17 protein-coding genes and 6 pseudogenes are annotated in these 26,343 nt (G+C 61.4%); 20 read left to right on the top strand and 3 right to left on the bottom strand.

Annotated features, from left to right (window positions below; translation table 11 throughout):
- Nucleotides 1–11 precede the first annotated feature (11 nt).
- From hypB to I6H87_RS32340, 16 genes and pseudogenes are all read left to right on the top strand, one after another.
- Nucleotides 12–1,097, top strand: coding sequence for a hydrogenase nickel incorporation protein HypB (hypB, locus tag I6H87_RS32265; RefSeq protein WP_011153938.1), 1,086 nt, complete (start codon nt 12–14; stop codon nt 1,095–1,097).
- A gap of 1 nt (nt 1,098) precedes the next feature.
- Nucleotides 1,099–2,283, top strand: coding sequence for a Kae1-like domain-containing protein (locus tag I6H87_RS32270; RefSeq protein ID WP_011153939.1), 1,185 nt, complete (start codon nt 1,099–1,101; stop codon nt 2,281–2,283).
- Nucleotides 2,274–2,546, top strand: coding sequence for a HypC/HybG/HupF family hydrogenase formation chaperone (locus I6H87_RS32275; RefSeq protein ID WP_011153940.1), 273 nt, complete (start codon nt 2,274–2,276; stop codon nt 2,544–2,546). Before I6H87_RS32270 ends, I6H87_RS32275 begins: the two co-directional genes overlap by 10 nt.
- Complete coding sequence (gene hypD, locus I6H87_RS32280) at nt 2,543–3,682, top strand: hydrogenase formation protein HypD (RefSeq protein ID WP_011153941.1); 1,140 nt, start codon at nt 2,543–2,545, stop codon at nt 3,680–3,682. Before I6H87_RS32275 ends, hypD begins: the two co-directional genes overlap by 4 nt.
- On the top strand, nt 3,679–4,734 hold the full coding sequence (gene hypE, locus I6H87_RS32285) for a hydrogenase maturation carbamoyl dehydratase HypE (protein ID WP_011153942.1): 1,056 nt from the start codon (nt 3,679–3,681) through the stop codon (nt 4,732–4,734). The genes hypD and hypE overlap by 4 nt, the downstream gene beginning before the upstream one ends.
- Before the next feature lie 11 nt (nt 4,735–4,745).
- On the top strand, nt 4,746–6,539 hold the full coding sequence (locus I6H87_RS32290) for a hydrogenase maturation protein (RefSeq protein WP_011153943.1): 1,794 nt from the start codon (nt 4,746–4,748) through the stop codon (nt 6,537–6,539).
- Nucleotides 6,540–6,542: 3 nt separating this feature from the next.
- Complete coding sequence (locus I6H87_RS32295) at nt 6,543–7,991, top strand: sigma-54-dependent transcriptional regulator (protein ID WP_011153944.1); 1,449 nt, start codon at nt 6,543–6,545, stop codon at nt 7,989–7,991.
- The gene (locus I6H87_RS32300; RefSeq protein ID WP_011153945.1) at nt 7,988–9,031 is read left to right on the top strand and encodes an NADH-quinone oxidoreductase subunit B family protein; all 1,044 of its coding nucleotides are present in this window, start codon (nt 7,988–7,990) and stop codon (nt 9,029–9,031) included. The genes I6H87_RS32295 and I6H87_RS32300 overlap by 4 nt, the downstream gene beginning before the upstream one ends.
- A gap of 9 nt (nt 9,032–9,040) precedes the next feature.
- Nucleotides 9,041–10,498 carry a nickel-dependent hydrogenase large subunit gene (locus I6H87_RS32305; RefSeq protein ID WP_011153946.1) on the top strand — a complete coding sequence of 486 codons (1,458 nt, stop codon included), beginning with the start codon at nt 9,041–9,043 and terminating at the stop codon, nt 10,496–10,498.
- Between the two features lie 156 nt (nt 10,499–10,654).
- Entirely contained in the window at nt 10,655–11,998 is a 1,344-nt protein-coding gene (locus tag I6H87_RS32310) for a PAS domain-containing sensor histidine kinase (protein ID WP_231881539.1), read from the top strand.
- Between the two features lie 401 nt (nt 11,999–12,399).
- Nucleotides 12,400–13,455, top strand: a complete 1,056-nt coding sequence (locus I6H87_RS32315) for a HoxN/HupN/NixA family nickel/cobalt transporter (RefSeq protein ID WP_011153948.1) — start codon at nt 12,400–12,402, stop codon at nt 13,453–13,455.
- A 542-nt stretch (nt 13,456–13,997) separates the two neighbouring features.
- A pseudogene (locus I6H87_RS32320) lies at nt 13,998–14,531 on the top strand (IS5-like element IS881 family transposase); the annotation flags it as partial.
- A gap of 506 nt (nt 14,532–15,037) precedes the next feature.
- Nucleotides 15,038–16,307, top strand: a pseudogene (gene ltrA / locus I6H87_RS32325) (group II intron reverse transcriptase/maturase).
- 50 nt (nt 16,308–16,357) lie between these two features.
- Nucleotides 16,358–16,810: pseudogene (locus I6H87_RS32330) on the top strand (IS5-like element IS881 family transposase); the annotation flags it as partial.
- 210 nt (nt 16,811–17,020) lie between these two features.
- Complete coding sequence (locus I6H87_RS32335; protein ID WP_051398617.1) at nt 17,021–17,677, top strand: FIG domain-containing protein; 657 nt, start codon at nt 17,021–17,023, stop codon at nt 17,675–17,677.
- A 208-nt stretch (nt 17,678–17,885) separates the two neighbouring features.
- On the top strand, nt 17,886–19,904 hold the full coding sequence (locus tag I6H87_RS32340) for a TonB-dependent receptor (protein WP_231881532.1): 2,019 nt from the start codon (nt 17,886–17,888) through the stop codon (nt 19,902–19,904).
- Between the two features lie 426 nt (nt 19,905–20,330).
- Here I6H87_RS32340 and I6H87_RS32345 read toward each other — a convergent pair.
- The 3 pseudogenes from I6H87_RS32345 to I6H87_RS32355 form a co-directional block, all read right to left on the bottom strand.
- A pseudogene (locus I6H87_RS32345) lies at nt 20,331–20,657 on the bottom strand (IS4 family transposase); the annotation flags it as partial.
- Nucleotides 20,658–20,705: 48 nt separating this feature from the next.
- Nucleotides 20,706–21,897, bottom strand: a pseudogene (locus tag I6H87_RS32350) (IS3 family transposase).
- 62 nt (nt 21,898–21,959) lie between these two features.
- Nucleotides 21,960–22,697 (bottom strand): annotated as a pseudogene (locus tag I6H87_RS32355) (IS4 family transposase); the annotation flags it as partial.
- A gap of 442 nt (nt 22,698–23,139) precedes the next feature.
- On the opposite strand from I6H87_RS32355, the gene I6H87_RS34560 reads away from it, so the two are divergent.
- The 4 genes from I6H87_RS34560 to I6H87_RS32370 all read left to right on the top strand — a co-directional run bounded on the left by I6H87_RS34560 (nt 23,140) and on the right by I6H87_RS32370 (nt 26,314).
- Nucleotides 23,140–23,364 carry a hypothetical protein gene (locus I6H87_RS34560; protein ID WP_011153957.1) on the top strand — a complete coding sequence of 75 codons (225 nt, stop codon included), beginning with the start codon at nt 23,140–23,142 and terminating at the stop codon, nt 23,362–23,364.
- A gap of 162 nt (nt 23,365–23,526) precedes the next feature.
- On the top strand, nt 23,527–24,378 hold the full coding sequence (locus tag I6H87_RS32360; RefSeq protein ID WP_231881533.1) for a site-specific integrase: 852 nt from the start codon (nt 23,527–23,529) through the stop codon (nt 24,376–24,378).
- Nucleotides 24,375–25,319: a tyrosine-type recombinase/integrase gene (locus tag I6H87_RS32365; RefSeq protein ID WP_011153959.1), complete on the top strand. Its 945-nt coding sequence runs from the start codon at nt 24,375–24,377 to the stop codon at nt 25,317–25,319. The genes I6H87_RS32360 and I6H87_RS32365 overlap by 4 nt, the downstream gene beginning before the upstream one ends.
- On the top strand, nt 25,316–26,314 hold the full coding sequence (locus tag I6H87_RS32370) for a site-specific integrase (protein ID WP_011153960.1): 999 nt from the start codon (nt 25,316–25,318) through the stop codon (nt 26,312–26,314). The genes I6H87_RS32365 and I6H87_RS32370 overlap by 4 nt, the downstream gene beginning before the upstream one ends.
- Nucleotides 26,315–26,343 lie beyond the last annotated feature (29 nt).

Below are 26,343 nucleotides of genomic sequence, written 5' to 3' on the forward strand. Positions count from 1 at the left end.
AGTAGGCGAAAATGTGCGTCATATGTGGATGCAATACCAATCACGAGACTGCCCGGCAAGACGAGAATAAGGGCGAACATGCTCCCGGCCGTGGCCTCGTCGATACCGGCACCGAGCCGCCGGGCGCGGCGCATGTACGGATCGATGCGTCCACCGGTGATCTGCACTACGGCGCGGGGCCGGCGCACGTGTCTGTGCCGGGTCTCAGTCAAGCGCGTGCGATCAAACTGGAACAGGACGTGCTGGGTCACAACAATCGCCTTGCTGCACACAACCGTCAGCATTTCGTCGCACATGGTGTGCTTGCACTGAATCTCGTTTCCAGTCCGGGGTCGGGCAAGACGACCTTGCTCTGCACTACCATCGAAGCCTTGCGGCGGTGCCGTGCGGACCTGCAGCTGGCCGTGATCGAGGGCGACCAGCAGACCAGTCATGACGCAGAGCGCATCCGGGCCACGGGTGTACCTGCGATCCAGATCAATACCGGCAAGGGCTGTCATCTCGATGCGCTAATGGTTGCCAATGCGTACGAGCGCCTCCCCTTGCACGCCGCGGCACATGCGCACACCCATGAGCACCGTCAAGAGGACGGACAGCATTCCCACCATCATGACCACGAGCATGCTCGCCACGATCACCACGATCACCGATCCAGCGGCATCGGCAGCGTCTTGTTCATAGAAAACGTCGGCAATCTGGTGTGCCCTGCAATGTGGGATCTGGGCGAATCCGCGAAGGTGGCGATCCTGTCGGTGACCGAGGGCGAGGACAAGCCGCTCAAGTATCCCGACATGTTCGCCGCCGCCAGCCTGATGATCCTGAACAAGATCGACCTGCTGCCACATCTGCGCTTCGATGTAGCACGCTGCATCGAATATGCGCGGCAAGTCAATCCGCACCTTCAGGTGCTGCAGCTGTCGGCCGCGACAGGAGAGGGCGTGGACGAGTGGCTAGACTGGATGCTGGCCGGCGGCGCGGCGGCAGGGGCTGCTGCCGCAACGGATGGCGCGCGCATGCGTATCGCCGCGCCGGAGGCCGGAATCGCTGCCCTCGGAACGCAGTTGGCTCCCGGTCCGGCGGTGTCGAAGGAGATGTGAGATGCGAGCGCAGACCTTGCCAGCCGGCAGCGACCATGCGCCGGTGCTGGCTTGCGGTGCATGGCTGAAGAATGCCGCATGCCTGTTGCGGGGCGCCGAGGTCCTCTGGTCCCCGATACATGGCGATCTTGGAGATCCGGCCAACTGCGATGCGCTTGACCAGTCGGTCGAACAGTTACTTGACAGCGCTCACGGCCAGGTGCAGGCGGTGGCGCATGATCTGCACCCGGATTTCTATAGCACGCAACTCGCGCAACGCCTGGCGGCTCGGCTTTGCGTGCCGGCAGTGGCCGTCCAGCACCATCACGCGCACATCGCCGCGCTGATGGCGGAATACGATCTGAGAGAACCCGTGATCGGCTTGGCGCTGGACGGCGTCGGTCTTGGCACGGATGGTACGGCTTGGGGTGGGGAGTTGCTATGGGTTTCTCCGTCAGAGTGGTGTCGCTTGGGGCATCTCCAGTCGCTGCCGCTGCCTGGCGGCGACGTGGCAGCGCGCGAACCCTGGCGCATGGCAGCCGCAGCGCTACATGTGCTGGACCGTACGGGCGAGATCGGGCGGCGCTACGGCGCCGTTGTAGGTGAGCAGGCGGCCCGTACCGTGGCAGCGATGCTGGAACGGCAACTCAACTGTCCACGATCCAGTAGCGCCGGGCGCTGGTTCGACGCCGCGGCGGGTGCGCTGGGTGTCAGTGTGCGGCAGCAGGCCGAGGCGCAGGCTGCGATCGCCCTGGAGGCGCTTGCGGCCGACTATCTGTCCGCGCTGTCGCCGCCTGAATGCGTCGGTACGTACGTCGTGGATCAGGACGGAGTTCTGGATCTGCGTGGGCTGCTGGAGCAGCTGTTTGCGCTGGCCGATGAGGGTCAGGCGGGGCAAGCGGCGCGGGGCGCGGCGCTGTTCCATGTGGCGCTCGCCGAGGCTCTGGTGGGGTGGGCCGCTGACGCAGCGCAGGGCCACGGACTGAAGACCGTGGCCCTGGGCGGTGGATGTTTCATGAATGGCATTTTGAGCGCCAGCGTGCAAGCCGGATTGGCAGCGCGAGGTTTGCAAGCGTTGCTGCCGCGCGCGGTATCGTGCGGCGATGCAGGGCTCGCGCTGGGGCAAGCCTGGGTCGCGGCCCGCCAGCCTACGGCTGCCCTGGCGCCGCAAACGCATCTACAGGAGGAGGGCGCGCCATGTGCCTAGCGATTCCCGCACGTTTGGTGGAACTGCAAGCGGACCAGCAGGGCGTAGTCGACCTGAGCGGTGTACGTAAGACCATATCTCTCGCGCTGATGGCCGATGCCGTAGTCGGTGACTACGTCATCGTGCATGTCGGCTACGCGATTGGCAAGATCGATCCAGAGGAAGCAGAACGCACGCTGCGTCTGTTCGCGGAATTGGAGCGAGTGCAGCCGCCTGCGTCCGAGCCGATGCATGGGATGAACATTCATCAGGAGCCGGCATGAAATACATCGAAGAATTTCGCGACGGCGAGCTGGCGCAACGCATTGCGGCGCACGTTCGCGCTGAGGCGCGGCCGGGGCAACGCTACAACTTCATGGAGTTCTGCGGCGGACACACGCATGCCATTTCGCGTTACGGCGTGACCGAACTGCTGCCCGAGAACGTGCGGATGATTCACGGGCCGGGCTGCCCAGTGTGCGTGCTGCCGATCGGCCGCATTGACCTAGCGCTGCATCTGGCGCTGGAGCGCGACGCCATCGTCTGCACTTACGGCGACACGATGCGGGTGCCGGCCTCGGGGGGCATGTCGTTGATTCGGGCCAAGGCGCACGGGGCCGACATCCGCATGGTCTACTCGGCCGCTGATGCGCTGAAAATTGCGCAGCGGCATCCACAGCGCGAGGTGGTGTTCCTTGCCATTGGCTTCGAGACTACAACGCCTCCAACTGCGCTGATTATTCGCGAGGCGAAGGCGCGCCAGGTGGATAACTTCAGTGTGTTGTGTTGCCACGTGCTTACGCCGTCGGCCATTACCCACATCCTGGAGTCGCCCGAGGTGCGCGACTATGGCACTGTGCCCATCGACGGATTCGTTGGGCCGGCTCATGTGAGTATCGTGATCGGTACCCGGCCCTATGAGCATTTTTCACGCGAGTACGGTAAGCCGGTGGTGATCGCAGGCTTCGAGCCGCTCGATGTGATGCAAGCCATTCTGATGTTGGTACGACAAGTCAACAGCGGACGCGCAGAGGTGGAAAATGAGTTCGTGCGCGCTGTCACCCGCGATGGCAACGAGAGCGCGCAGGCCATGGTGTCGGAAGTGTTCGAGCTGCGGCCGTCTTTCGAGTGGCGAGGACTCGGCGAGGTGCCATATAGCGCCTTGCGCATCCGCGCGCAGTTTGCGCGTTTCGACGCTGAGCAACGCTTCGATCTGCGCTACCGGCCGGTGCCTGACAATAAGGCTTGCGAATGCGGCGCGATCTTGCGTGGCGTCAAGAAGCCAACCGACTGCAAGCTGTTCGCTACCGTCTGCACCCCGGAGAATCCGATGGGGTCGTGCATGGTATCCAGCGAAGGTGCCTGCGCCGCGCACTATTCGTATGGGCGGTTCAAGGATATCCCCTTGGTGGCAGCATGAGCGGCACCGTTAAACTGGGCTATCAACGGCCCCTGAACATCAAGAGCGGCAGAATCGACATGGGCCACGGCGCGGGGGGGCGCGCAGCCGCACAACTTATCCAGGAACTGTTCGTTGCTGCGTTTGACAATGAGTGGCTGCGCCAGGGCAACGACCAGGCGGCTTTCGCCATGCCTGCCGGGGCCAGAATGGTGATGGCCACCGACGCGCACGTGGTGTCGCCGCTATTCTTCCCCGGGGGTGACATCGGTAGCCTGTCGGTGCACGGCACCATTAACGATGTGGCGATGGCCGGTGCCAAACCGCTGTATCTGGCCGCGAGTTTCATCCTCGAGGAAGGGTTTCCGCTAGCGGATCTTAAGCGCATTGTCGAATCGATGGCCGGGGCTGCGCGTGAGGCTGGCGTGCCTATCGTGACGGGTGACACGAAAGTGGTCGAGCAAGGCAAGGGTGATGGCGTATTCATTACCACTACCGGCGTCGGCGTGGTGCCAGCGGGCATTCTAATCGACGGCGCCGGGGCCAGGCCCGGCGACGCTATTCTGCTCTCTGGCACTATGGGGGAGCATGGCGTAGCGATCCTGTCCAAACGCGAGTCGCTTGAATTTGACACTGAGATCCGCTCGGACAGCGCCGCGCTGCACGACTTGGTGGCACAGATGCTGGCCGTGGTGCCGGGGGTACGAGTGCTGCGGGATCCTACGCGCGGCGGACTGGCGACCACGCTCAACGAAATTTCCAGTCAATCGGGAGTGGGCATGGTGTTGGACGAAGCGGCGATCCCCGTCCTGCCACAGGTGGACGCGGCATGCGAGCTGCTCGGGCTTGATCCGCTGTACGTGGCGAACGAAGGTAAATTGGTTGCCATTTGCGCAGCTGCGGACGCGGATGCCCTGCTTGCCGCCATGCGGGGGCATCCGCTCGGTCGCGAGGCACGGCGCATCGGAGAGGTCATCGAGGACGGGCGCCACTTTGTGCAGATGCGCACAAAATTCGGCGGGATGCGCGTGGTGGACTGGCTGTCCGGCGAGCAGCTTCCGCGCATTTGTTGAGCGAGTCGGCTATGCGCATATTGCTCCTCACCCATAGCTTCAACAGTCTGACGCAGCGACTGTTTGTCGAGTTGCGCCAGCGCGGCCACCTGGTGTCGGTGGAGTTCGATATTGCCGATTCCGTGACCGAGGAGGCCGTGGCGCTGTTCGCCCCCGATCTGGTCATCGCCCCTTTTCTCAAGCGTGCGATTCCGGAACGAATATGGAGTCGACTGGTCTGTCTGGTGGTGCATCCTGGCATTGTCGGCGATCGCGGCCCGAGTGCGCTGGACTGGGCGATCGTTCGAGACGAACGAAGTTGGGGTGTGACGGTGTTGCAGGCCAACGGCGAGATGGATGCAGGTCCGGTATGGGCTAGCGCCACGTTCCCAATGCGCGCGGCACGCAAGAGCAGCCTGTATCGTAACGAGGTGACGGTGGCAGCAGTACAAGCTGTGCTGGAGGCGCTGGCGGCTTTTGAAGCCGGCTGGCGTTCGGCGAATGATGCGCAGAGCGGCCCGGGCACCTGGAATCCTGCAATGCGGCAGGCTGAGCGCGGCATCGACTGGGCGCGTGAGTCGACTGCCGCCGTGCTGGCAAAGCTACATGCGGCCGATAGCTTTCCCGGCGTACCGGATGCCTTGTTCGGCCAGCCGTGCCGGCTGTTCGACGCCCACGCCGCGACCCCGCAGACGGTCGCACGCGCGCCGCGAGGCCAGCCTGGCGATATCGTTGCGCGCCGTGAGCATGCCGTGCTGCGCCTGACGGTGGACGCAGGCGTGTGGATCGGTCACGCCAAGCTGGCCGTGCGCGATGAGTGGGAAAACACAAGCCTGCCATCTCTCAAGCTGCCGGTGGCGCAAGTATTTCATGAGGCGTGGGCGCAATTGCCGGACCTGTCGCTGCCGCTGGAACACGACGCCGGCGAGTGGAGCGAGTTCCGGTACTGGGAAGACGATTCCGGCGCGGGCCTGGTCGGATACCTCGCCTTCGACTGCTATAACGGGGCGATGTCGACCGCGCAATGCCAACGGCTTTGCGCCGCCTTGCGCTACGCGCGCGGTCGCCAGACGCGGGTGCTGGTGCTGCTGGGGGGAGAGGATTTTTTCAGCAATGGTATTCATCTGCACCAAATCGAGGCGGCGGAGCACCGGGGCGCGGAGAGCGCGGCCGATGCCTCCTGGCGCAATATTCAGGCGATGGACGACGTCGCGCTGGAAATCCTTGCGTTTTCCGATCGCATGACGGTGTCGGCGCTGCGCGGCAATGCGGGAGCGGGCGGCGTGTTCTTGGCGCTGGCGGCCGATCAGGTATGGGCGCGCGAAGGTGTACTCGTGAATCCGCACTACAAGAACATGGGCAATCTGTATGGTTCGGAATACTGGACCTATCTGTTGCCGCAACGCGTCGGTGCGCAACGAGCCAGTGATCTGATGGACGGCCGTTTGCCAATGTCGGTCCGGCGGGCGATCGAGATTGGGCTGATCGATGCCAGCTTGGACGGCGACGCGCGCTCGTGCCTTGCCGAGATTGGCCGCCGCGCCGTTGCGCTGGCCCGGGCGCCAGACTATGCTGCGCATATTGACAACAAGCGGCGAAAACGGGCCGCAGACGAAGCGGCAAAGCCGCTGGCCCAGTATCGAGAGGAAGAATTGGTGCATATGCATCGGAATTTCTATGGATTCGATCCGAGCTATCACGTGGCACGCTATCATTTCGTCTACAAATTACCCCATGCACATACGCCTCGCCACCTTGCCATGCACCGGGGTGGCAGCCTGCCGGCGGCACAAGAGTTGCAGGCACTTGCGGGGAAACGATCTTGAGCCATGTCTGACAAGCAGGCCACTGTTCTTGTCGTCGACGACGAAACCCGTTCACAGGATGCTCTCCGGCGCACTCTTGACGAGGAATTCCGTGTACTGACGGTCAGCTCCGCCGACGAGGCACGCGCCTTGTTGCTGCGCCAGCCGGTCTCGGTGATCCTGTGCGATCAACGCATGCCAGGCCTCACGGGGGTGGAATTTCTCAAAGAGGTGCGCGAGCGCTGGCCGGAAATCGTGCGTATCGTCATCTCAGGCTATACCGATTCGGAAGACATCATTGCAGGGGTTAACGAGGCGGGTATCTATCAGTACATCCTCAAGCCCTGGGTACCGGACCATTTGATCGACACCGTGCGCCAGGCAGTCGAGGCACAGGGGCTGCAGGGCGATATGCATCGCCTTGATCTCGAGTTGCGCACCAGCACGCCGGTCTTGCGCCAGCGAAGCAGCCAGAAACTGGCAAGTGCGCAGAGCGCATTCAATTTCGAGCGCATTGTGCGCGCACCGGGCAGCCCATTGGATGCCGTTTGCGAGGTCGCCGCCCGCGTGGCGCGTTATGATTTGCCGGTTATGGTGCTCGGCGAGTCCGGCACCGGCAAGGAGTTGCTGGCGCGCGCCATTCATTACGCCAGCCCACGCGCGGCGCGCGCCTTTGTCAGCGAGAACTGCGCTGCCGTGCCGGACAACCTGCTCGAATCCGAGTTGTTCGGGCACAAGCGCGGCGCCTTCACCGGGGCGTACGAAGATCATGCCGGTCTGTTCCAGCGCGCGAACGGCGGTACCATTTTTCTGGATGAGATTGGCGATACTTCGCCGGCGTTTCAGGTCAAGCTTCTGCGCGTGCTGCAGGAGGGGGAGGTGCGGCCAGTTGGCTCGCCACGTTGGATACCGGTCGATGTCCGTGTCATCGCGGCCACCCACTGTAACCTGGAAAGCGACGTCCATGCCGGACGGTTCCGCGAGGATCTTTATTACCGGATCGCTGGCGTCACCATTTCGATGCCGCCGTTACGGGAGCGTAGTGGGGATTTGCAGCCCATCGCGGCCAAGCTGCTGGAGCAGGTGGCGCAGGAGCTGGCCCGCCCCGGTCTGTATTTCGGTGGGGACGCACTTGCAGCGATGATGGCGTATCCCTGGCCGGGCAACATCCGCGAACTGCGCAATGAGATTTATCGGGCGGTAGCGCTCTCCTCGGGCGAAGAGATTCGCGCGCAACTTTTCTCGCGCAAGGTGCTGCACGGTCAGCCCGGCACCGTCAAGCGTGGGCCGCATGTGCAGACTTTCCCGCAGTCGGGTACGCTGCAGGAGCGACTTGACGCGATCGAGGCGGTGGTGCTGAAGGAGGCGCTCCTGCGCCATCGTTGGAACAAGACCCATGCGGCCAAGGAGTTGGGTCTATCGCGCGTCGGATTACGTCAGAAGCTGTTGCGCTTTGGCTTGGAGGAGAAATGAACGCGCCTGTATGTACCGGTCTTGCCTCAGCAAAACCCGGCGTATTGAATGTGCTCTGGATACAGTCCGGCGGCTGCGGTGGCTGCAGCATGTCCCTGCTTTGCGCGGACACTACCGATTTCACTGGCATGCTCAAGAGTGCGGGAATCCACATGCTTTGGCATCCCTCGCTATCGCTGGAAAGCGGCGTGGAACAGCTGCAAATATTGGAAGACTGCTTGCAAGGCCGCGTCGCACTGCATGCCTTGTGTGTCGAGGGGGCGATGCTGCGCGGTCCGCATGGTACCGGGCGCTTTCATCTCCTCGCCGGCACTGGTGTGCCGATGATCGAATGGGTCAGCCGCCTGGCAGCGGTCGCCGACTACACGCTGGCGGTCGGCACCTGTGCCGCTTATGGCGGCATCACCGCAGGTGGCGGGAACCCGACGGACGCCTGTGGCCTGCAATACGAGGGGGACCAGCCCGGAGGACTGCTCGGCCTCAACTACCGCTCACGCGCCGGCCTGCCGGTGATCAATGTCGCCGGTTGCCCGACGCATCCGGGTTGGGTGACGGATGCACTGGCATTGCTGTCGGCTCGCCTGCTAACCGCGAGCGACCTGGATACCCTGGGCCGGCCTCGATTCTATGCTGATCAGTTGGTGCATCACGGTTGCACGCGCAACGAGTACTATGAATTCAAGGCTAGTGCGGAAAAGCCTTCGGACCTGGGTTGCATGATGGAAAACATGGGATGCAAGGGTACCCAGGCTCACGCCGATTGCAATACCCGCCTATGGAACGGAGAGGGTTCCTGTACCCGCGGGGGGTATGCCTGCATCAGTTGCACTGAACCCGGCTTCGAAGAGCCCGGCCACCCCTTCCACCAAACACCCAAGGTTGCCGGCATCCCGATCGGTTTGCCCACCGATATGCCCAAAGCCTGGTTTGTCGCGCTTGCTTCGTTGTCCAAGTCAGCCACGCCCAAGCGAGTGAAACTTAATGCCACGGCAGATCATCCGCTGATCGCGCCAGCCATTCGCAAGACGCGGCTGAAATAGGAGGCGAGCATGGAACGTTTGGTGGTGGGGCCGTTCAACCGCGTTGAGGGCGACCTCGAGGTGAACCTCGAGGTCGCCAGCGGTCGGGTATGCTCAGCACGTGTGAATGCCACGATGTACCGCGGATTGGAACAGATCCTGCTACACCGGCATCCGCTTGACGCGCTGGTCTATGCGCCGCGTGTGTGCGGTATCTGCTCGGTGTCCCAGTCGGTCGCGGCCAGCCGCGCATTGGCGGATCTTGCCGGCGTGACGGTACCCGCTAACGGTATGCTGGCGATGAACTTGATGCTGGCGACCGAGAATCTGGCCGACCATCTGACGCACTTCTATCTGTTCTTCATGCCGGATTTCACGCGCGAGATATATGCTGGCCGCCCCTGGCACACCGACGCGACGGCACGTTTTTCGCCCACGCATGGTAAGCACCACAGGCTGGCGATTGCCGCAAGGCAGCGATGGTTTACCTTGATGGGCACCCTGGGCGGCAAATGGCCGCACACAGAATCGGTGCAGCCCGGTGGTTCGTCGCGCGCCATCGACGCCGCTGAGCGCGTTCGCCTGCTGGGCCGGGTGCGCGAATTCCGGTGCTTTCTCGAGCAGACACTGTATGCCGCACCGCTCGAGGACGTCGTCGCGCTCGACAGCGAAGTCGCGTTGTGGCGCTGGCATGCGCAGGCGCCGCAGGCCGGAGACCTGCGATGTTTCCTCACGATCGCGCAGGATGCGGCGCTGGACCAGATGGGGCCCGGCCCGGGTACGTATCTGTCATATGGCGCCTACCCCCAGCCCGAAGGCGGTTTTTGCTTCGCACAAGGTGTGTGGCGTAGCGCGCAAGGGCGGCTCGACGCGCTTGATCTTGCCGCGATCAGCGAAGATGCCACCTCCGCCTGGTTAGTCGACCAAGGGGGGGCGCGTCATCCTGCCAATGGCCTGACCGCGCCAGCACCTGACAAGGTGGGCGCCTATACCTGGAACAAGGCCCCTCGATTGGCCGGCGCCGTGCTGGAGACCGGTGCGATCGCCCGGCAGTTGGCCGGCGCACAGCCCTTGGTGCGTGACGCGGTGGCGCGCTGCGGCGCCACCGTCTATACGCGCGTATTGGCGCGACTGGTTGAACTGGCGCGAGTGGTGCCGTTGATGGAAGACTGGTTACAGTCCCTAGAAATCGGGGCCCCATATTGGGCGTCGGCCCACCTGCCGGATCAGGGCGCTGGCGTTGGCCTTACGGAGGCGGCGCGCGGCAGCCTGGGGCACTGGGTGTCGGTGCGCGATGGGCGAATCGACAATTACCAGATCGTCGCACCCACGTCCTGGAACTTCTCGCCGCGCGATATAGCCGGCCAGCCCGGGGCCGTGGAGAAAGCACTCGAGGGTGCGCCTGTGCTGCAAGGCGAAACAACGCCGGTCGCCGTTCAGCACATTGTCCGCTCCTTCGATCCCTGCATGGTGTGCACCGTGCATTGAGCATGCACCTCAATCACCACGATCATATGGCACGGGCAAGCCGAAGCCGACGTGGCAACGTTGCGTCGCATCCTCGGGCACCTGATTGCCATTATCGCCATGTCCAGTAAGAGGACCACTACATCAAGCGGGAGTCACGGCGTCGATCTGGACGCCATGACACCATCGCAACTCGAGGGTATCGACGAAGCGACCTGGCTGGACGTGATCCGCAAAATGGACGAGGTCTACCTGCAATTGATAGAGGACGAAGTAGCGCTGGAGGAAAAGAACGCTCAACTGGAGCAGTCCCAGCAATTCATCTTCAGCCTGCTTTCGGCGATGTCGGACGTACTGGTTGCTTGCAATGCGCGTGGCGAAATAGAGGAGACCAATGTGGCGCTGCGCGAACTGGTAGGCATGCAGGAGAGCGCTCTGCACGGCATGTCGATTTATCAGTTGCTGGCCGACGACGACAGCGCCGCGACGTTGCGCACGGTGATCGACAATGTGGGGCCTGGCCGGAGTTTCAACGTTGTCGAGCTAAATCTGTTCGATGCCGAACGCAGCATCGTGCCGGTGGACGTCAGTTGCACGCCCCGTATCGGTCCGAATGGCAGGCGTGAAGGCTATGTTTTCGTGGGTCGCCCAATGGCCGAGATCAAACGTGCCTATCATCAATTGCGCGAGGCGCACGAGGCACTCAAGCGTACGCAGCAGCAACTGCTGCATGCGGAAAAGATGGCATCACTCGGGCGCCTTGTCGCTGGGGTGGCGCACGAGTTGAACAATCCAATCAGCTTCGTGCTGGGGAATGTGCACGCGCTTAAGCGCTACAGCGAACGCCTCGCAGCCTACGTGGCATTGCTGCATAGCGGAGAGGATGGCGCTGAAGCCGAGCGCCAGCGGATTCGCTTGCGCATCGATCATATTCTGCAGGATATGCCGTCGTTGATAGAAGGGACGCTCGAGGGCGCGCAGCGCACTGCCGACATCGTGCGTGGCCTGACGCGCTTTTCCGCTGTGGATCGTGAAGAGCCAAGCGTGTTCGATTTGAGCGAAGTGGTGAAAAGGGCCATTCACTGGGTGAAGAAAGGAACTGCGCCGACTTTCGAAGTCCATTGGTCACCGCTACCGGGATGCCTGGTGATGGGCAGCGCCGGGCACGTGCAGCAGGTAATGATGAATCTGATTCAGAATGCCTACGATGCGGCGGGGAGCCGTGACGATGCCGTTCCGGCATTGTGGATCGCCTTGGACCGACTCGACGACCGGGTCGTGCTGCGCTTTCGAGACAACGGTCCCGGCATTGCGGCTGAACACCTGGCCCGCGTGTTCGATCCATTCTTCAGCACCAAGCCTGTTGGCAAGGGGACTGGGCTTAGTCTTTCGATCAGCTATGGCATTGTCGAGAGACATGGCGGGCGCTTGCTCGTCCGCAACCACCCGGAGGGCGGCGCGGAGTTCACGGTCGAACTGCCAGCTGCTCACGACAAGGGGTCGTCCGCAGACCGGCGTTGATCGGTTGCCGGGGCCCGGCTCCGCCCGTGTTCCGGGGAACGCCTGTTCGAAATTGGCGGAGGCAGGAGGCTGATGGCCTGATTTCCCTGCTGCACCAGGCTAGAAAGCGCTGCTCCGGCTATTTAGACTCCCATGGAACATGGTATTGCCATCTGGATATGGGCATGTCACCAATGCGATGATCATGCAAACCTGCTTTGCAGTCCTCACGTACGGACTTGCGCAGCAGATACCGCTATTTCGGGAATAGCATAAGCGAACCAAGACCTGAGAGTGAGCTTCTGCCGCATTCGCCAGGAGTTGGCTCGCAGGCGCGGAAATTGCGTTACGGTGCAGTCGAGCCTTACTGGCAAAAGCCGCGGATGACAGCGGCGTCGGAACCGAGACAGGAGACTTCCAGCATGTTCCAATTGCTCGCTGGCGTACGCATGAATTCTACTGGCCGCCCGCGGGCCAAGATCATCTTGCTCTACGCGCTGCTGATTGCATTCAATATCGGCGCCTGGCTCTGCGCGCTCGCCGCGTTTCGCGATCATCCGGTGCTGCTCGGCACCGCACTGCTGGCCTACGGCCTTGGGTTGCGCCACGCGGTAGACGCAGATCATCTCGCGGCAATCGACAATGTCACCCGCAAGTTGATGCAGGACGGCAGGCGGCCCATCACAGCTGGGCTTTGGTTCTCGCTTGGCCATTCAAGTGTGGTAGTGCTTGCTTCGGTGCTGATCGCTGTCATGGCGACCACGCTCCAGGAGCGTCTGGACGCGTTTCATGAAGTCGGCAGCGTTATCGGCACGCTTGCTTCCGCGCTATTTTTGTTCGCCATTGCGGCGATCAATCTGGTGATCCTGCGCTCGGCGTATCGGGCGTTCCGGCGTGTGCGGCGCGGCGGCATCTACGTTGAGGAAGACTTTGACCTTCTGTTCGGCAACCGTGGGTTCCTGGCGCGTATCTTCCGTCCCCTGTTCCGGTTCATCACACGCAGTTGGCATATGTACCCGCTCGGCATGCTCTTTGCGCTCGGGTTCGATACCGCGACCGAGGTCGCCTTGCTCGGCATCTCGACGATGGAGGCTTCGCGTGGCGTTCCGATTTGGTCGATTCTGGTATTTCCGGCGCTGTTCACCGCCGGCATGGCGCTGATCGACACCATCGATAGCATCCTGATGTGTGGCGCCTATGCGTGGGCCTATGCCAAGCCCGTGCGCAAGCTCTATTACAACATGACAATTACCTTCGTATCGGCGATTGTTGCCCTCATCGTCGGTGGCATTGAGACGCTTGGCCTCCTGGCCGACAAGTTCATGTTGAAGGGCGTTTTCTGGAACGCGGTTGGCGCTTTGAACGAGAATTTCTGTCAATTGGGCTTCGTCATTATTGGCATCTTTACCGTGTGTTGGGTCGTGTCGATCGTCGTCTATCGCTTGCGCCGCTACGACGACAGCGAAGTGCGTGCCTGAGGGCCCGCCAAGCTGTCCCAATAGTCCCCACCGGGCGCGCCGGCTCGCAAAACGTGAAACGTCCACGGCCAGGGAAGCGCTTCCTGGCAGATAGGAAGGCTTGCTGCGTGAAGACGTGCAGGCCCCTTCCGACTAGGACTACCACGTCGAGGCGACCCGCCTCGCCTGCGGGATGGCGCACTCGGTCGACGTCTCGGTCAAGGCGCGCGGGGCAACTTGAACTCACTCAAAACCGGTCACGCCGGCGAGTTTGATCTCACTGATGAGGAGAGCGAGCGGTCGAATGCTACCGCGGGCGCGAATATACTGCCGTACCGGCGCAGAGATTGAAATCTCTATCCTGGCGGAAAATGACGTCTCGAAGCGCGATGTCCCGAATCTACAAAGGCGACGCTTCCGAACTCGCCACTGGTCGGGTGCGCTCGGTGTATTGACTCGCTAATGCCCGCTTAGCAGCGAGCATATTAGGGCAATGCTGATTAAGTCTTTCGGTTCGTGAGAGTAAGCGTTATCTGAAGAATCACGAGCGCGAAGAGATGAACATGAAGCAGATGACGTTCGCGGCGGGTGCAGATCAAGAGGCGGGATTCGAGCAATACCGTAAGCCAACGCGACGCGAGACATTTCTGGCGATGATGGAGACGATCGTGCCGTGGGCGGCATTGTGCGCCGTGATCGAGCCGTACTATCCGAAGGCGGGCAACGGCCGGCCGCCCATTGGCCTGGAACGGATGCTGCGCATCCACTTTTTGCAGCACTGGTTCAACCTGGCGGATCTGGCCTGCGAAGAGGCGCTGTATGACAGCGCCAGCCTGCGCCGCTTCGTTGGGATTGACCTGGGTCGTGAACCGGTGCCGGACGCCAGCACGCTGCTGAAGTTTCGCCGGTTACTGGAGAAGCACCAGCTTGCCGAGCGGCTGTTCGCTGAGGTTGGCCGGGTCCTCCAAACCAACGGTGTAAAGCTGAAGACTGGCACCATTGTGGATGCCACCATCATCGGCGCACCGAGTTCGAGGAAGAATGAAGAGAAGTCGCGCGAGCCGGAGATGCACCAGACTCGCAAAGGGAAGCAATGGTGTGTGTCACGAACGCAGGCTTAAGTCTGCGATGCTGTACTGAAGATGGGAGAAGGCCTCCCGGAGTCGGCTTGCAGGAGCAGATTCCAAACCACCCGGTGCTGCTGCGTTCAAAAGGCGTGGTGGTGAGCGACCGGGGACGTCATCCGCAGAGGATGGCGGGTACGTGCTGAGAAAGCAAACCGTCCGATGACGCATCGTTATTGCCAGGGCGCTGTCGAAACTGAGGCCGGCCATTCGCTTCAGGACAAACCGGGACGACACCTGTTTACGGGTCCGGTGGCAGCCGGTGTATAGGCGGCATGATCTCAGCGCAGGCTTTGGTACGGAACGTGAGAATCTTGCTCCAGATGTGAAGGGAAATGACAAATGGCAGACACCATGAGGAAGAATACCGATGCTGGAGTGAGGGGCGGAGCCGCCCGTAGTAGCGTTGAAGTTCCTGTAATGGGAATGGAGCGAAGGGGCGGCGTTATCCTGCTGATGAACGCGGTCAACCTGCGGGGATGAGCGGCGTGAAATCGGCGAAGCCGTACAACATTGCGAAGCGCACGGTATGGGAGGCATACCAGCAGGTCAAGGCCAACCGTGGCGCTGCCGGGATCGACGATGAAGCCATCGCCGAGTTCGAGCAGAACCTGTCGAAGAATCTGTACAAGCTGTGGAACCGGATGCCATCGGGGTCGTATCTCCCGCCACCGGTCAAGCAAGTGGAGATTCCCAAGGCGTCGGGAGGTACGAGAAAGCTGGGGGTGCCCACGGTCGCAGACCGTGTTGCGCAAACCGTGGTCAAACTGGTCATTGAGCCGGGTCTCGACGCGATCTTCCATCCGGACTCCTACGGGTACCGGCCGGGGCGGTCTGCGAAGCAGGCGGTAGCGATCACTCGTGAACGTTGCTGGCGATATGACTGGGTGGTAGAATTTGACATCAAGGCAGCCTTTGATCAGATCGATCATGGACTGCTGATGAAAGCGGTGCGCACCCACATCAGGGAAGACTGGATACTGCTATGCATCGAACGGTGGCGGGTTGCACCGTTCGAGACAGCGGACGGGGTGCGTGTGCCCCGCACGCGGGGAACACCCCAGGGCGGTGTGAGCAGTCCGATCCTGATGAACCTGTTCACGCATTACACATTCGACCGATGGATGCAGCGCACCAGCCCAAACTGTCCGTTTGCCCGCTACGCGGATGATGCGGTGGTTCACTGCAATAGCCGCAGGCAGGCGGAATACGTGATGCGGTCCATTGCAGCACGGCTGGCAGCTTGTGGGCTGACGATGCATCCGGAGAAATCGAAGATCGTGTACTGCAGAGACAGCGCAACCGCAGCGAACGCCATCTGCACGCGAGCTTTACGTTTCTCGGTTTTACGTTTAGGCCGAGGAAAGCGCTCAGCCCGCAAGGGGGGCCTTTTACCAGCTTCCTGCCGGGAGCCAGCGAGAGTGCCTTGAAGCGGATGCGGCAGGCAGTGCGGGGTTGGCGACTCAATCGCCAGACCCATGTAACACTTGCCGATGTGGCGAGACTGTACAACCCAGTGATACAGGGGTGGTGGAATTACTATGGCGCGTTCTACAAGACTGCGATGCTTCACATCTTCCAGCACATCGACTGCGCTCTTGAGCGTTGGGCCCGACGGAAGTACAAGGGTCTGCACAGGCGCAAGCGACGAAGTGCCGAATGGCTGGACAGGATGCGCCGTAACAACCCGATGCTGTTCGCTCACTGGCGTGTGGTTACGCAACCGGCTGGATAACGGGAGCCCTATGACGCGAGAGTGTCACGTACGGTTCTGCGAGAGGCTCGGGGGGCGGTTCCCCGGGTCTACTTACCACTTCGGCATGAAGCTCCACATTGGCGTGGACAGTCAGATTGGGTTGGCCCATTCGGCAGTCGTAACGCCAGCCAATGTTCATGACAAGCATGCAGTGCACCAGCTATTGCATGGGCAGGAGCAGCGAGTCTATGGCGATAGCGCCTACGCCAGTCAGCAGGCGCTGATCGCGTCCAAGGCGCCCCGCGCCAAGGACTTCACCAATCAGCGTACGCGCAAGAGCGGGCAGATTGACGAGGTGCAACGTGGGAAGAACCGCAACAAATCGAAGATCCGTGCTCGGGTCGAGCATGTGTTTGCCGTAGTCAAACGCCTGTGGGGCTTCACTAAAGTACGCTACCGTGGCTTGAAGAAGAATGCCGGCCGGGCCTTCACGGCCCTGGCGCTGGCCAATCTGTACCTCAGCCGAGGGCATTTGATGGGAGCAGTCCGTCCGTAAAGGGCGAATGTGGGGCAAGTGCTCCGCCAACACGCCCCATTTGGGATGCGGCAGGAAAAATTCGCGTCATCAGAGCCGAGTTTTTCGACCGCACACGTTCTTATCAGTCTGAACACACCAATTCACGCGGCTTGTTCAGCATAGCCTTAGTCGCCAGCCGTACTCCGTAGAAGACCAACTTGCCTCAAGCAATCTTTGGAGATGATTCCGATGACTCAGAAATTGACCTTCACCCGATTTGTCATCGCCGAGCAGCATGGCTCGAAGACCGTTGATTCCGATCTGATCGCGCTGTTGCTCGACGTCTCCATTGCTTGCCGGAAGATCGCCAGCTCGATCGCCAAGGGCTCGCCGCTGGCGCTGGGTGGCGAAGCGGCAGGACGGGACGTACCCGGGGAAATCCAGAGCAAGACCGACATGGCCACCCCCTGTTTCTTCGCGCGCTCGGAAGCGCTCGCCCGGCACTTGGCCGGAATGGCGTCGGAAGGCATGGAAGGGGCCTATCCGGTGCCGCTCCGCTCGCCCCAGGGCAGGTACCTGCTGGTTTGCGATCCGCTCGACGGCTCGGCCAACATTGACGTGAACGTCTCTGGGGGGATCATCTTCTCAGTCCTGCGTTGCCCAGAAGGCATATCGGCGCCTGAGGAGCGCGACCTCCTCCAAGCGGGTAGCGCGCAGATGGCCGCGGGATACGCACTGTACGACGCGCCCGCGCTGCTGGTCCTGAAGACCGGCAGCGGGATCCATGGATTTACGCTCGACGCGGATTCTGGCCAATACGTGCTAACCCACCCGAACGCGAAGATCCCGCAGGTACCTGCTGGTTCGCGATCTGCGCTTCGGCCAAGTACTTCTGGGCAGTCTTGAAGGAGGCTCAATGATTCAGTGTGCATTCAAGATTGTGATGAAAGCCGTAGGGAAGAATTGCGCATCGGGTCAAAGGCCGGGTTGTCGTGACGCTCCCCAGGCGCTCGCGCCGCATTGCGGCCCGTGCCTGCGACGGCCCTCGACGCTGGCGATCGGAGTTGCGGTAAGCTGCTGCGCCATCCCTCATGGCGCCTCGATCGCCGGCGGCGTGCAGCAGCCCGAGGCGCAACTCAGGACGGTGACCGTGCAAGGCTCGCAGGCGGAGGCAGATGCGACCGGGGAGGCTGCCAGTCAGGGCTATGTCACGCGCGGGCAGCTCGAAAACCGGCCACTGCTGCGGCCCAGGGAACTGCTTGAAACGGTGCCGGGGCTGATCGTCACGCAACACAGCGGCGACGGCAAGGCTAACCAGTACTTCCTGCGCGGCTTCAACCTCGACCATGGCACCGACCTGGCCACCACCGTGGCAAGCATGCCCGTCAATATGCGCACCCATGTGCATGGCCAGGGCTACACCGACCTCAACTTCGTGATTCCTGAACTGGTGAGTGGCATTGCCTACAAGAAGGGAACCTACTTCGCGGAAGAGGGCGATTTCTCCGCGGCCGGCGCGGTCCGGATAGATTATGTTTCCAGCCTGCCGCAAGGCATCGCGCAGCTGGAGCTGGGCCAGCACGGCTACCGGCGCGCGCTGCTGGCCGACTCTAATCAGGTAGGACCGGGCACGCTGCTCTATGGCTTCGAATGGTTGGGCGAGAACGGCCCTTGGGTGCTGCCGGAAGGCGTGCACAAGCTCAACGGCGTGCTGCGCTACAGCTTGCCGCTGGGCGGCGGCGAGCGCCTAGGCATCACGGCGATGGCTTACAAGAACGCCTGGAACTCGACGGACCAGGTGCCGCAGCGCGCCATCGACCAGGGCCTGATCTCCCGCTTTGGCCATATCGATCCCACCGACGGTGGCGCATCGTCGCGCTACAGCCTTTCCGCCGACTGGCAGCGGCCGCTCCAGGACGGCCAGTTCAAGGCCAATGCCTATATGATCAAGAGCCGCCTGCAACTGTTCTCCAACTTCACCTACGCGCTGAACAACCCCGAGCGCGGCGACCAGTTCGAGCAGTTCGAGAACCGGGTGACCACCGGCGCCAATGCGTCGCGCACCTGGTTCGGCACGCTCGCGGGACGCGACACTGAGTCCGAACTCGGCACGCAGCTGCGCTACGAGCGGCTCGATCCCATTACGCTCAACAACACTGCGGCGCGGCATTCCTACCAGCAAGTCCGCAGCGACCGCGTCAACGAAACCAGCGCCGCGCTGTATCTGCGTAATACCGTCCAATGGCTGCCCTGGCTGCGCACCGTGGCCGGCCTGCGCGCGGACCAGTTCTGGTACGGCGTGTCCAGCGACAATCCCGCCAATTCCGGCAACGGTCGTGATCACATCGTTAGCCCCAAGCTGAGCCTGGTGTTGTCGCCCACGGCCAAGACCGATGTGTTCGTCAACTGGGGGCGCGGATATCACAGCAACGACGTGCGCGGCGCCACCGCCACGGTCGATCCTTCCACGGGAGATCCCGTGCAAAAGGTGAGCGTGCTAGTTCCCGCCACGGGTTGCGAGCTGGGTGTGCGCACAGGGGACGTGTTGCCCGGGCTGCAGTTGTCGGCATCGCTATGGCGCCTCAATATCGGCTCTGAACTGGTGTTCTCGGGCGATACCGGCACTACCGAGCCGAGCCGGCCAAGCCGGCGCACGGGCATCGAGCTGACCGCCTACTATGTGCCCATGGCAGGGCTCATCATCGACGCGGACGCCGCCTTTTCCCGCGCGCGTTTCCGCGATCACGAGAGCATCGGCGACTACATTCCGGAATCCATCCAGACCACCGCGTCGATGGGCTTGTCCGCCAACCGGGGCCGCTGGTCGTTTGGCGCGAGGATGCGCTATTTTGGCCCGCGTCCGCTGATCGAGGACAACAGCGTGCGCTCCGCCTCGTCCTTCCTGGTCAATCTCAAGCTCGGCTACCGCGTGCAAAAGAACGTGCGGATCTTCGCGGAAGTACTGAATGTGCTGGGCAAGCGGGCCAACGATATCGACTACTACTATGCTTCGCTGCTCAAGGGAGAGACATTTCCCCTGGATGCCAGCGGTGCGGCCGCCGGCATCAACGACCACCATATCCATCCGGCTGAGCCGCGCACCTTGCGCGTTGGCATCACCTGGAGTTTTTGATAACGAAGCAAGCGGCCCCGGCTAGGGTGGCCACACTCCTTCGGCCGCTCACCAGGCCTAATCCCATTCGGAACAAGAGTTTTGACGTCCGCATAAATCTCAACTAGCGGTTCTTAGCGGACAGCGCCCAATCGTTCGGATTTTCCGATCCGTGCGTTTCTTCTGCATCGCAACATCCGTGCAGCCGGTCAGCAGCTTTTCATTTTGGGCTGTGTACCGATTAGATTGATCGTCACAACGATGCGTGAAAAGCGATCGCAGCCATGCAACGCGCCAGCAAGCTCCCTTTTCCACTATCTTTTTGATCCCGGTTGTCATGGCACAGAATTTGCCAATTAATAGGGAACTTGTCAGATGATTGTGCGACTGCAGCATCCATCAAAAGAATAATGAAGAGGTGGCTAGGCTCATTTGATTACACACATCTCAGTCGTCAAGTTCACGGGCGTACCGGAGGCCGGCGGCAAAATCCACCACTCGCTGCAGCCCTTGCCAGATGGTCTTGACTCCGGGTTCGCCGTCGCCTTTGCGCGCCAGGAAGCCGCCGAGCATGGCGACCAAGCGCACGACCTCGTTCAGACGCGGTGACGTCTTCGGTGGTTTCTTCTTGTTGAGAATGAATGCCGCGCGCCATTCATCCCGCTCGAACAGCAGCCCTGCATCCAGGTCCGGGCAAGTTCGGCCCAGTCGCATCAACCGAGCGATGCGCCATGCCACCACCATGAACAGCGCCAAGGCACGCTCAAGCCGTGCCATCGATGTGACCTTGCCCCTGTTCCACGAATCCCATAAGCGAGGGAATTAGGCAGCCCGGTGTTGCTGAGCTGCGAACCAGTTTTTCTCGAACGTCATGGGGCTGACGTAGCCCAGCGTCGAGTGGAGCCGGGTGGCATTATAAAAGCCAAGCCAGTCAATTACCTCATCCATTGCGGCGCGGCGGGTAGCGAACTGGCGACCGTGCAGGCGAGCGACCTTCAACGACCCCCACAGACTCTCTGTCGGCGCGTTGTCCCAGCAATCGCCCCTGCGGCTCATTGACGAGCGCATGCCATACGCCTTCAGGGCGTCTTGAAACAGGTGACTGCAATACTGGGCGGATTCAATCGGTCGGTGTGCACAATCAAACCGGCTTCCGGGCGGCGCCGGAACCAGGCCATGCGCAGCGCGTCCGTGACCAATTCGGCCTTCATGTGTGGTTGCATCGACCAGCCAACCACCTGCCGGCTGAACAGGTCGATGATGACCACCAAGTAGAGCCAGCCTTCGGCTGTCGCCACATAGGTGATGTCGCTCGTCCAGACTTGATTGGGTGCTGCAGGACTAAAGTCGCGTTGCAGCAGATTGTGGGCCACCGGCAAATCGTGGTTCGAGTTGGTCGTCGCAATGTACTTGCGCTTGTGGCGGGCGCGAATGCCGTGCAGTGCCATCAGCTTGCGAACACGCTCCTTGCCCACCCGCACACCACGCGCCAGCAGTTCCTTCCACATGCGCGGCCAGCCGTACTCCCCCTTGACCCCGACGTGAATCGCCTTGATGTGGGCCAGCAAGGCATCGTCACTGAGTCGGCCTCTATCGGGCCTGTCGGTGCTTACTGTGCGTTGCTTGCGCTGGTGATAGCCGCTGGGGCTGACCCCCATCAGCTCACACAGGACCGAGACCGGCCAGTAACGTCGGTTTTGCTCGATGAACGCATACTTCACACCGACTCCTTCGCAAAGTATGCCGCGGCTTTTTTTAAAATATCGCGCTCCATCTTCAAGCGCGCCACTTCCGCCCGAAGCCGGGCCAGCTCCATCTGCTCGGGACTAACCGGCTTCATCCCCGCCCCAGTCAGCTTGCCTTCCCGCTCCGCCTTGACCCAGTTATGCAGCGTCTGCGCTCTTATACCCAGGGTCGCGCTAACCACCGCCATGCTTTGCCCGCTCTTCACCAGCCGTACCGCTTCCAGCTTGAATTCCAGCGTGTACTGCGCCCGCTTTGTCTTGCTTGTCATCACATCTCTCCTTGCTTCAGTTTAACCTCAGCAAGGGATTCGTTTTACGGGGGCAAGCTCAATGCGAGTTGCAACGCCTCGACCCGACAGCCGTTCTTAAGCACGTGAAAGAATAGTTCGACCTCCCAACGCGCGCGGTACCAGTCAATAAGCTGCGCCGCTGCGTCAAGGTCGTCCACCTCGCGATTACTCAGCAGTCGCCATTCAATCGGCTTGACGCCTGCCGGCGGGTCGACCTCCCGGGCGACGATGCAAGTGGCGCTCACCACGCCGCCCGCAGCATCAGGCAACGTGACACGTTGCGCCCACACCTGCTGCCGTACCGCGCGCGCCGGCTGAGCCTGACGGGCTGCCAGCGTAAAGTGAATCCTGCCCACTGGCTTACCCGCAGTCACTTGGTCCCACAGCTTGCCGCCGCCAGGCAAGGTGCGATTGTGCTGCGAGCGCAGTAGCCAATCCGCCGGGTGGCCCAACTCCTTTGCCTTGACCATCAGCGCCATGATGTCCGACTCCCGGTCAGCCACATAGACGAGTCGCGTGGCAGGCAGTGCGGCCGCCTGTTCGGCGACCCGCTCATATCCTTCGGTCCAGCGGGTACTTTCCTTGATGCCGGGGCGCACGCCATCCGCACCCTTGGGCTCGCGCGCCCACATGTAGGCGTCAAGCACGCCCAGCGGTTCGCGCGCTGGCGTTACCGCGTAAGTCGGGTGCAGATATAGCCCGCGTTGCGCCTCATACGACAGCGGTCCCAAGCCTGCGATGGCCTGGCCGTTAAAGTCCAACTCTAACGCAGAGTGTATTTTTATGCGGAGCCCCGTTCATGGAGGCCCCGTTGGCGAATGAATTTGACTACTTTTTTCTCTGCATAAGGGAACCCGGTCTTAGAGAGGCGATGAGTTCATCCGTAGCCTTGAAGCGTCCGGAACGCAGATTTGGCGGGACGATTGCTTCGAGCGCTTCCAATTTTACCGATGGGTCCGCACGTGTGTAGATCTCGGTCGTCTGCATGTGTGCGTGGCCGAGCCAAAGCGAAACCTTTCTGAGATCCTTGGTGGCTTGCAGGACGGACAACGCACAAGTGTGCCTCCTATATCGTTCACGATATAGGAGGCACTATGTGCCCTTCCCGACTATGTCTGGTAATCGAACGATAGCCCTATTTCGCGGGCAAACAGATGGCCGCAGATAGAGATAGTCTTGACTCCTTCCTTCAGCCCCAGAGCATTCGGGAAGGAGTCCATCATGAGATACACCATCCATGACCGTGTCGTTCTCGCACGCGCACCAGACGGCCCGCTCGCGTCCCATATCGCCGCCTTTGCAAGCTCGATCGCTGCGCAGGGATACAGCACCCAGTCACTGAAGTATCACGTTCGGCTCGTTGCAGGTTTTAGCCGCTGGCTCGGTCGAAACGGAATTGACTTGCGTAATGTCTGTCCTGATCAAGCGGCGCGTTACTTACGTTAACGCGCGCGGCACGTGCGACCGGGTCCGGGAGATCGTGCTGCGCTCAAGCATCTCATTGCTTTTCTCGATCGTGAGAGGCTGATTCCGGCGCAGAGGACGCCCGCGCGTCGGCTGACCCCGGTTGAGTCCTGTACCCTGGCTTACGTTGAGTATCTTCGCGAGGTGCGCGCCCTGTCCAAGGCGACGATCATCAACTACACGCCGTTCATCAGGGAGTTTCTCGAAGATTGTTTTGGTGACCGGCGCGTCAGGCTTTCGCGTTTGCGTGCCGGCGATGTCGTGAACTTTGTGCAATTTCAGGCACAGCATCTGCATCTGAAGCGCGCGAAGCTCATGACGGCAGCGCTGCGATCCTTCCTACGTTACGCGTGCTATCGGGGCGACATGACGCTCGATCTGGCCGCCGCTGTTCCCGTGGTGGCCAACTGGTCGATGCAGTCCATCCCTCGCGGGATTCCCCCAGAGCAGATACAGGAACTGCTGGTCAGTATCGATCGACGGACTGCCGTTGGTCGTCGTGATTACGCCATCATCCTGCTACTCGCGCGCCTGGGACTGCGTTCTGGGGAAGTGGCATTTCTCGACCTCGACGATATTGACTGGAACACAGGAGTTTTAAGCGTGCGCGGCAAGAGTGGCCTGCGTAACGGGCTGCCTTTGCCCGCCGATGTTGGCAAGGCGATTGCAGCGTACCTTCGCTACGGGCGACCGCAGAGCACGAGTCGCCGTGTATTTTTGCGTGCGAAGGCGCCTTTCACCGGCTTTCGTAGTGCGTGTGGCGTGGGCTCCATCGTTCGGCATTCGCTCCAGCGCGCCGGTATCAACGCCCCAACCACTGGGGCACACCAGTTTCGTCATGCACTGGCCAGCCAGATGCTCCGTCACGGCGCGTCACTCCGTGAGATTGGTGAGTTGTTGGGACACCATCATCCACAGACCACGTCGATCTACACGAAGGTCGACATCAAGGCATTGCGTACGCTGGCCGTACCGTGGCCGGGAGGTGTGCGATGAACACGCTGCGGCAGGCCGTTCAGGAGTATCTGGACCTCAGGCGGAGCCTGGGCTTCAAGCTGAGGGAGGCCGGCAAGGCCTTGCCTGATTTCGTCGCGTTCATGGAGAGGCACCGTGCTTCCTTTATCACCCAGGCGTTGGCGCTCTTGTGGGCCCAGCAACCTTCCAACGTCCAACCCGCCCGCTGGGCGAGCCGACTCAGTATCGTGCGCGAGTTTGCGCGTCATCGTAGTGCGACCGACCCACGCACACAGATTCCTGCACCGGGTCTGCTACCGTTTTCGCCGAAGCGGGCCCGACCATACCTATACTCGAGCGACGAGATTCGCAGACTACTCCATGCTGCGCTTCAGATGCCCTGCCGCTTCGCGCGTGACGAACTGCAACCATGGACCTATTACTGCCTGTTTGGCTTGCTGAGTGTATCGGGAATGCGCCTGGGCGAAGCGCGCAATCTTGAGCTTCAGGACATCGATCTGACAGCGGCAATATTGACGATCCGCGGCGCCAAACTTGGCAAGTCCCGGTTCGTTCCACTGCATGCGTCGACCTGCAACGTGCTCGCGGACTATATTGCACGACGCAAACGTCATTGGGCGGGGCGACCCGTGTCCTCCTACTTGTTCGTGTCTAACCAGGGCAACCGTCTGGATAGTGGCGAGATTCATCGACACTTCTATGCATTGTCCCGGCAGATCGGTCTGCGTGGCGCAGCCGACAGTCACGGCCCACGTCTGCATGACATGAGGCACGTATTTGCGACGAATACGCTTTTACGCTGGTACCGTTCCGGACAGGACCCCGAGCGCCGCCTGCCCATCCTGTCAGCTTACCTCGGTCATGTCCACATCGAGGATACGCAGTGGTATCTGAACGCCTCGCCGGAGCTGATGCGCGAGGCGATGCGCCGGCTCGAACAGCGCTGGGAGATTCAACCATGACTACTACCGCCAGTCTCGCTCCGTTGCTGGAGCGTTTCTTTACGCAACGCCTGATGCAGCAGCGCCAGGCGAGTCCCCACACGATTAGTTCCTATCGCGACACCTTTCGTCAATTCCTGAAGTTCGCGCTGCAACGCCTGCACCGGCAGCCTTCACGCATGAATTTCGAGGAAATCGATGCCCCTTTGATCGTTGCATTTCTCGATGACCTGGAGAAGCGTCAGGGCGTGAGCGTTCGGAGTCGAAATCTTCGCCTTACGGCAATTCATTCATTCTTTCGTTACGCGGCGCTCGAGACGCCGGCTCATTCCGCGCAGATCCAGCGAGTGCTCGCTATCCCCAGCAAGCGCTTTACCCGCACCCTGGTGCAATTCCTGACGCGCCAGGAAGTCGATGCGCTGCTCGCCGCACCGGACCAGCGTACCTGGTCCGGCCGACGCGATCACGCCTTTTTGCTCTTCGCCGTACAAACTGGCCTGCGCCTGTCCGAGATGACTGGACTTAAGCGCGATGACCTCGTCCTCGGAATCGGTGCTCACGTGCGGGTGATCGGCAAGGGTCGGAAAGAGCGTTGTACGCCCATCGTCAGATCCACGCTCGCCGTGCTGAAAGCCTGGCTTCGGGAACCCAAGCGCGGTGAGGGGGACGTGCTTTTTCCGAACGCGAGGGGCGAACGTCTCACCGTTCATGGCGTGCAGTATCTCCTAAACAAGCATCGAGAGACCGCGTCAAAAGTTTGTCCGTCGTTGAAGCACAAACAGGTCACCGTTCACCGTTTGAGGCATACGATGGCCATGGACCTTCTGCAGGCGGGCGTTGATCGTTCCGTGATTGCGCTGTGGCTCGGGCATGAATCGGTGGAAACCACGCAGATTTATCTCGAAGCGACACTTGCGATGAAGGAGCAGGCTCTCGCGAAGACATCTCTGGCTCAAGGCAAGCCAGGACGCTACCGGCCTGCAGACCAACTTCTCGGCTTCCTGAATGGACTGTAAGGCCACGGAACTATGTCGGGTAATGACTG

Source organism: Cupriavidus necator (genome assembly GCF_016127575.1).
Classification (GTDB): Bacteria; Pseudomonadota; Gammaproteobacteria; order Burkholderiales; family Burkholderiaceae; genus Cupriavidus; species Cupriavidus necator_D.